Annotated in this window: 4 protein-coding genes; all 4 read right to left on the bottom strand. The window is 39.8% G+C overall.

The window, feature by feature from the left end:
- A partial coding sequence (locus ACKPQ4_RS05910) for a hypothetical protein (RefSeq protein ID WP_407680277.1) occupies window positions 1-2361 on the bottom strand: 2361 nt, incomplete at its 3' end.
- A gap of 51 nt (window positions 2362-2412) precedes the next feature.
- Window positions 2413-4173: a DUF4340 domain-containing protein gene (locus ACKPQ4_RS05905; RefSeq protein WP_407680276.1), complete on the bottom strand. Its 1761-nt coding sequence runs from the start codon at window positions 4171-4173 to the stop codon at window positions 2413-2415.
- 4 nt (window positions 4174-4177) lie between these two features.
- The gene (locus ACKPQ4_RS05900) at window positions 4178-5788 is read right to left on the bottom strand and encodes a DUF4350 domain-containing protein (RefSeq protein WP_407680275.1); all 1611 of its coding nucleotides are present in this window, start codon (window positions 5786-5788) and stop codon (window positions 4178-4180) included.
- 3 nt (window positions 5789-5791) lie between these two features.
- A partial coding sequence (locus ACKPQ4_RS05895) for an ABC transporter permease (protein WP_407680274.1) occupies window positions 5792-6475 on the bottom strand: 684 nt, incomplete at its 5' end.

The raw sequence follows: 6475 nt of genomic DNA, 5'->3' as shown, positions 1-6475 counted from the left end.
AAAACTTAAGGCATCTGATGGCAAAGGCAGATTAAATGCTCCCAGTTTTGATCGTATCCCTCCAAGCAGATGCATGGTTCCAATCTCTACATCATAAAAGTCAAAATTCCCACTTCCTTCAAAATGTCTGGGTTCAGATAAAGGTCCTTCTGCTTGCAGTGAGAAATCAATACGACCACCTTCTTTCGAGTTTTCTTTATAAGTGCTAAGTGCACCCTGGTCAGCATCTTCAATTTTTTGGTCCTCCAAGGGTGAACTTTTCTTTAAGCTTTGTGTCAGTCGATTTCTGTCAGCATTTTTAAGCTCAATGTCTAAACTAATGTGATCGGTTTTCTCAGAAATTTTGCTGACAGACAGCGTACCTTCTCCACCAGCGATTCCAATTTTGTCAAAATTGACCTTGGTCAGTCCTTCTAAGTTGTTAATCGTCCCACTGGCATAATCAAGTTCCACGCCCGAATATGAAAAAGGATGGTTGGTGGAAAGGTAGACCTTGTACCAAGAAACATTTTTATCCATTTCATTGTTCTTTTGGTCTTTGTAAATTTGCCCGGTTGCCTCACAGTAAACAACGGATGCGTTCACATCGGATATAGCTTGGTAAACCTCAACTCCCAGGACTTCTTTTGCTTGGTTCACTGGGTAGTCACCCTTAAAGGAGAAATCCATCGATAAATTGGATTTTTCCAAAGTTCTTGGGAAAACTAAAGTGCCAGTCGCCTGTCCGTACTCGTGCTTTATATTCTTTGCTTTTAAACGGGTTGATGTTTTGTCGACCTCAACCTCGATTGATGACCGATCTAACTCAAAGCCTCTGTATCCTAATTTGTCAGTTTTTATCCAACCCTTCGTAAGTGAATTCCCAGGAGGACCAGCCCAAATCCCAGAAATCGAGAAATTACCTTTCGGAATTGTTTCTGAAAATGAAAACTCTTTCCAAATTGGTTTCCACCAAAGTCCTAACCAATTATTTATGTCTGGGGGGTGGCAAGTTCCTTCAATTAAAAATCTGTACTTATGAGGATTCCATTTTTGATAATATTTTCCGGTAACCTTACTCTTACCAAGATTCCCATAAGCCTGATTTACCCAAACAGTAAAATCTTCTGCAATTTCTCCAACTACACGAAATTTACCAGGTGGAGTTTCCAGTACAGAGAATTTTTTTGCGTTAAGTAAGAATTGTACAGGTTGATTTTGTCTTATTGGAGTAGGGTTACTCCAAAAGTGAAGACTGAATTGATCACCATCTAAAACTTTGAGATTTCCTTGTGGAAGGTCGTAAAAAAGATCGAGGTTTTTAGGACTTATTCTCATCGAACCTTGCAATCCCCATTTGTTAGGTTTTATTCGAGCATTTAGACAAATTCTCGTTTGATTTGTGTCCGATAAAACTTGGACATCTGTGAGATTTTCTTGGCTTTTGGAATAGATGAATATTTCGTTGATATTACCAGTCATTTTACCCTGAAGGAAAAGATTTTGGAACGATGCAAATGAATCTGTTTCTGAGATTTTTAAAGTTTCCAAATTAATAAGACTATTTGCTTTTATATATGGTTTGAAAAAACTTAATTCCATGCCTGCATTATTAAGTTTTATTGTTTCAGCAGTTGCCTCAATAGACGCAACTGTTAGGTTTTTGCCTCTTTCTGGTTTATTCCATGAAAGTCTTGCTAGCAGGTCTTTTATTTTTTGGCCTTCACCTTTTTGTTGTGAAATTAAAACTTCGCCCATTTGACCATTTAATACTCCTCGTGCATCCACATGAACGACCGGGAAATTTTTATTCCATAATAAAAGGTTTTTCTTAAAGGCGATTGCATGTTCGAAAAATTTCTCCAGGGGTATAGGTTTTTGTGCTGGTCTAGAACCTTGGTTAAAGAGTCTATTTAATTTTCTCAGTTCAAGATGAATAGATGACTGTAATGAACCCAAAAAAATATTTCCTTTGAGAAATAATGTTTCTTCCTGTGATCGATTTTTTAATGAAAATTGCTTAATTTCAATTTCTGGACCCATTTTTTCTTCTTTTAGAAAATTAGCTGAAGAAAACTCGATTTTATTGATTAAAAAAAGGGCCTTATTCATGGCACCTGATGGATTGAGTGAGATTGAAAGGTCTTTAATTTCTAAAATATTGGAACCTTTTGCCCAGATTTCTGCTTTCCCACATTCTAGCACAGAAAATCCAATGATTTCGGGTCTTTCTAATTTTATAAGGATATCATTTGGCAAAAGAGAATTTACCACAATTTCTGCAAATTTACTTGGTAATGGTATCCGTTGTGAACCGGTCAAAAGAAAAAATATTTGTGCGAGCAAACAGATGAAGAGAAGCAAATTTACTTTGTTTCTCACTTTATAAAGGGAGGCATATGCACGCACAGGCTTCATATAGAAGCTGAAACTTTAAGGTTTAAGAGGTTTTGAACTCAACCCCTTGGATAATTCATCAATCACTGATATCGGTAAATTGCAGACGAGTCCAAGCTCTGGAGACCCCGCAAACCATTTCGTAGCCCCGTACCGGTCAGTTAAATTAAAAAGGATCGAATTAACACCATTTTCGGCATTGTTCTGGAATTCAACTGAATATTTCCACGGTAGCCAATCTCCCTCCACCCATACGCCTTCATCGTTATATGAAAGTTCAATAAATGAGTCAGCTTTGAACTCCATGATTCTATCATATGCTTCTCCATCCATTTCGTAAGAGAAAACATGAAGATTTTCTTTTTCTGTAATCGAATTTATGATCACGCGATTCGGAATGAATTGATCAGGTAAAAGCTCGCGGTTTTTAAAATTAATGGCTCGGGTAGATATAAGTTTATTCCATTGCGTGTTAACCAAACAAATCAATGCCTGTTCTGCAATGTAGGTATTCCATAAGGAGGACTCGATATTGGATTTACTGATCAATAAATTTTGACGGGTTGTATTCATTTGCTCAATCTCGAGTTTTAATTGAGGATGCTCAAAACCATGCATATGTAGAGCAGACTGATCTGGGCTAAAAAGAATAAAGTCCTTTACTTCGACCATGTTTAAATTGTGGATTAGTTCTACAATAACAGAATGATCTGCCTGGAAAGTGAAAGAGTCGGTTCCATTGTCTTCTAACCCAACCCAAGAATTCATTTCGTTTTTCCGAAGAGTCAGTGAGCGATTGCCCTCGACCATTCTAAGCCTTTTTACTTGATCAATTTCCAGGTTAAATAATCTTTTTTCACGCAGTTTTGTTGATAGATTTTGAAAAATCTCTGCGTATGATGCCTGTACCCGAAAGGCTTGTGTTTTGCCTGAAAACAAAGCAAGCAATTCAGTAACATCACCCTGGGGAGATTGATAAAGTGTCAGGCTGTGAGTTTTTCCCATTGCCTGGAGAGAAATATCGAAAAGTTTAGACAATTTCTGATCGTCTGTAATCTCGGAAAACCCAATTAGTTTTTCAGAAACAATTTTATGGAGCAGTAAAGAAACTTCTGCATTGTTTGCAGGTCCATTGATTGGTGATGAAAACTCCCAACTGTCCGTTAGCTTGGTGAAAGCAGTTTCAATATTTTCTTCGTCGGGTTTGAATTCAACAACTTTCAGTGCTTCAACTGCATACAAGGGTATTTTCCAAAAAGTAAGCGTCGTCCAATCAACTGTGGTCCGGTTTAACAGGTCTTCAATTTGGCGTGGTGCTCGCCAAATTCCCTCTCCCTCAGAATTTTCGATCATTAAAAAACGGCTGCGTTGATCCCTAGTCAGGTCACCTAAAGTAAAACTTAAGGTTTTGCTCCCAGCTGATAATTGAAGTGAGGAAGAATTCGTATCAAATCCATAGTCTTGTTCAATTTCTCCCTTACTGGGAAGCTCGTCGACTGAACATATAAAAGTGGGCTCCAAATGTGAGATTTTAGAAATAAGGTTTGCCAATGTAATCGGTTCTACGGGCCAGGAAACGGGCTGAGTAAGAAACCAATCCATTTGATTTTTTTTCAGGATAATTTCTTGCCCTCTGACTGGTTGTCTAATTGCAATCTCATTCATGTTGGCAATAATTTCTGACAGGATACCGTCAATATTACCAATGGATGAAGGCTCATCGTCCAAATTTAATATAATGAATACGGCTAATAAAACATTTGCCGCCAAGAGTAGAAAAGTTCGATTTTTGATCATTTATTCATAATTCCTTTCTTAACCAACTCACGAAAATTCCGCTAAACAGAACCATAAGCGGTACGCTGGCAAAGTAATAAAAAAGAAGTTCAAACTCATTTTTCGACATCGAAACACTGTAAGATTGTAAAATTCTTGGAGGTACATCCAACATTTCATTGTTTTCACCCATCCAGTAAACGATGTTGCGGGCAAGTGCCTGGTTTCCTGCACCAGATCGAAGTTTTTCATTAGATAATATTTTCGAAGAGCCAAGAACCATTAATTTACCAGCCGCAGTTAAGCCTGCTTGAGATGCCTGTTTAGGATTGGGCTGTGAAACTGAAAGTACAGGTACTGGCCCGGCTAAATCTAGCAGGGTATTTTTTTCAGGAGGAAATGATCTTTCAGTCCAACTTGAAAGAGCCCAGGAATCTCGAGATGAAAAAATTAATTCTTGTCCCATAAAGGGGGACTGTGTGGAATTTTCTATTTCTACGGGTCTGCAACGATCTGCTAAGATTGAAAAACCTTCGTTCATCAAGTTTTTAATAACCGGGTGGGAAGCCTCTCTTTGGTAAGTCCTTAAAAAATAGGCACCAGAAAAGAGATCGAAGTTTTCCCGCTTAGGGTCAAAAACTAACATATCATGACATCTTATTCCCCATTCTTTAAGTAAGGGGCGTAATCCAAGAGCGGGACGATCGCTCAGTGCCATTTCCTCGACTGGGTCTAAAGCCAATAAGACTCGACCCCGGTTTTGATTTAAGAAATTTCGAAGAAGCTTAACTTCTTTATCTTGGAAGATGGCTTTGGGCCCAGAAATGACTAAGGCAAGTGCATCATTAGGCATTCTTTCGATTGTGCCCAAGTCGAGTGTAGCTACTTTTATATTCCTGTCCTCCATCAATCCCCTAAAAACCGAGTTTCCTTCCCTTGGGTCGAGGTCTTGTGGACTCGATTCGCCGTGACCTCTTGTGAAATATACCACCCTACGTTCCATGGCAGGGCTGGCCAAGTCCAAGATATAGCGCATGAGAGTTTCCTCTCCTCTAAATTTGCCCGGTTCCATGACTCCATTCTTTACCTCTTGCCAGTCGGAATAAAAGCCCGCTTCCCAAATGGCTTGCCGAGCAAGGGACTCGGTTGAGCGAAACGCTTGACTGGAATCATATGGATTACTTCCTTTTTCTTCCTTGTATCTAAAGATAATACGAGTTCCATTTTGGGGAGAAGCGGCAAGTACGAGGTTTGGCTGAGTTATTTTATAACGGTCCAAAATATTTTCACGGGACGGAGGAGTGTGAACATCCATGCGGTGGACCCTAATTGGGAAGGGGGTGTCAGCTCTCTCAAAAGCGTCCAAAAGCAAATCAAGGTCATGAGTAAACCGTTGAATTATCTTAGGCATGCTAGCCTTTTCCGGCAAAGTAATGATAAGGTCAACCGGTTGGTCCATTTTATTTAAAAGAGCAAGGCTTTCCCTAGAAAGGCTGTACTTCTTGTTGGGGCTCAGATCGATTTGAGTATCTATACCAGAGACAAGAAAATTAATTCCAAAGGATAGGCTAAAGAGCAAGGCTACAACAATCCAAAGGTCGAGCCTGCGATTTCTTTTAGCGTGTTTAAAATCCATGACCTAGTGCTTGAGCCTCTCAACTTGCAAGGCGGATAATCCGAGAAATAAGAAGGTGAGTACGGCTTGATGCAGTAGGGTAGAGAGATCAATAATCCCAACTGCAAAATGCTGTGCCTTGTTTAATCCCTGATTTAGAGAACCTAACCCAACTTGAAGAAATTGGTTTAGGTCAGAAGGGGAAGAGATATTTTGGTGTTCTCCAAAAGTAAAAGCCATGACTGCTAGGTATAAAGTAAGCAGAGTGAATGTAAGCATGCCGGCAACCATTTGATTCTTGGTTAGACAACTTGCGAAAATTCCAACCGCAGTAAAACTAGCCCCAAAGATGGCCAAAAAAGCACATCCGCCAATCCAGTGCTCAAGCACGTTAAAGCCCAAGCTTACTGCTTGCTCAGGAAATCCGTACCATAGAAGAAGGGGGAAGCAGAGTGCGAGTGCACAAATAATAAGGAAGAAAAAGAGGGCAGCCGTCCATTTTCCAAGCACCAAGCCAAAGGAACCAACAGGAGCGGACATTAGGGTTTCTAGAGTGCCCAACCTTCTTTCTTCAGCAAATGATCGCATGGTAAGAAATGGAACAAGTGCAGGTGCCCCAAAGGTCAACCCAACGACTAAGGATGAAAGGGGAGGGAGGATCCATGCAGTATTGGTAAACCCTTCAATGAAAAAGCGAAAACCAATGCC

The organism is Candidatus Chordibacter forsetii, assembly GCF_964187505.1.
GTDB classification, from domain to species: Bacteria; Verrucomicrobiota; Verrucomicrobiia; order Opitutales; family Seribacteraceae; genus Chordibacter; species Chordibacter forsetii.
The sequence above is the reverse complement of the archived record's forward strand: the minus strand, read 5'-3'. Positions and strand labels throughout refer to the sequence as shown.